We start from the raw sequence: 1,745 nt of genomic DNA on the forward strand, positions 1-1,745 counted from the left end.
AACAAGTCATTCAACAGGACTAAAAAAGTTGGCTTTCGCTTCGCGATTATAGCCAATCTTTTTTAGCCTATTAATATTAGCGTTATATTGCTCGTAAGCATGGAGTTAGCTTCACACTATGAAGAATCATTATTTATTGGTTTATATCTTTATCTTTCTATCCGCTCTTAGCGCTAGTGCATCTTCAACAGAATCTATTTCATGGGGGAATATAGGATTTTTAAATATAAATAAAATTGAAGAAAGTGCCTCAAAATTTATTTATAAATCTATACCTGAACTCGATGGAATTCGAGTCAAAATGTTACATGTCAGAGCAAGATATAATTCACCAAGTGACTTTTACCTCGTAGGTACATTTATACATAAACGCTCTTTTAAAAACGTAAAAAATCATGCTGGTCTGGAAGATTGGAAACGTTACGGTATAAAATACTATATGGAAACTATCGATATAGAGTTCAATGAAGAAGGCAATCCTGTAAATGTGCAATTAAACGAAGTAGCACTAAGTGTTGCTAAAGATAAAGCAATTGCTGAATTTGAACATCACTTTAATATTAAATAAGTCATGTGTTTAGCAATATAACAAGCAAATTAACAGGACAAATAACAGTTGGTTTTTGCTCCTGCGTCGCTTATTTTAACCAACTATCATTTGCCCATTATTTGGGCGTTATCGGGCAACGAAGTTTAGGGTTAAAAATTTTTAAGATTAGTTTCTTTTTCTAATCAACAAATTTGCAAACTCCATAAAGTTTAAAATTCATTTGCATTGTTCCGCCCTTTTCAGGTTCAATGTAAAAATCGAAGTTTAGTGTTACTTGTTGGCTTTTCAATAGTTGCCCGCTAACAAGGCATTCAACAGGACTAAAAAAGTTGGCTTTCGCTTCGCGATTGTAGCCAATCTTTTTTAGCCTATTAATATAAGCGTTATGTGCTTTAACTAAGAGTTCTTAAAATAAAAATAATCCAGATGTGTTTCGCCATTGTTTGTTCAGGTGTAATCACTAATAAGCTTTACGCAATTAAAGACATTTTTGCTGTAAAGCTATTAATTAATTTAAGTTTGGGTTTTAATGGCTCAAGGCAAATTCAGGTTAAGGGTAACTTCGCCGTATTTTAGCAGCAAACATAAACCATGCTGCACATAACAAGTTGTTCAACGGGACAAAAAACAGTTGGCTTTTGTTCACTTCGTTCACTAATTTTAGCCAACTATTTATTTGCCCATTAACAAGGGCGTTAGCAGGCAACGAAATTTAGGGTTACAAATTTTTGAGATTAGTTTCTTTTTCTATTCAACAAATTTGCAAACTCCCTAAAAATTGAAAATTCATTTGCATTGTTCCGCCCTTTTCAGGTTCAATGTAAAAACCAAAGTTTAATGTTATTTGTTAGTTTTTCGGTAGTTGCCCGCTAACAAGGCATTCAACAGGACTAAAAAAGTTGGCTTTCGCTTCGCGATTGTAGCCAATCTTTTTTAGCCTATTAATATAAGCGTTATGTGCTTTAACTATAAGCTTTTAAAATAAAATTAACTTAGGTGTGTTTCGCCATTATTAGTTCGGCTAGCCTTAATAAGCTTTATTGCTTTTTACGAAAGACATTTGCAATAAAACTATTAATTTATTCTGGCATCGGTTTTAATGGCTCAAGGTAAATTTTGGTTAAGGGTAACTTCGCCGTAGTTTGGCAACAAACCTAAACCGAGCTGCACATAACAAGTTGTTCAACGGGACAAA

Annotated in this window: 1 protein-coding gene; it reads left to right on the plus strand. The window is 33.4% G+C overall.

The genetic code is table 11. The features are described 5' to 3' along the window. Positions 1–118 precede the first annotated feature (118 nt). Positions 119–568 (plus strand): hypothetical protein, encoded by a 450-nt coding sequence (locus ACRRSQ_RS20560; protein WP_440877651.1) that lies wholly within the window; start codon positions 119–121, stop codon positions 566–568. The last annotated feature ends 1,177 nt before the right edge of the window (positions 569–1,745 follow it).

The sequence above is a fragment of the Thalassotalea sp. PLHSN55 genome (assembly GCF_052030545.1).
Lineage (GTDB): Bacteria > Pseudomonadota > Gammaproteobacteria > Enterobacterales > Alteromonadaceae > CANMXU01.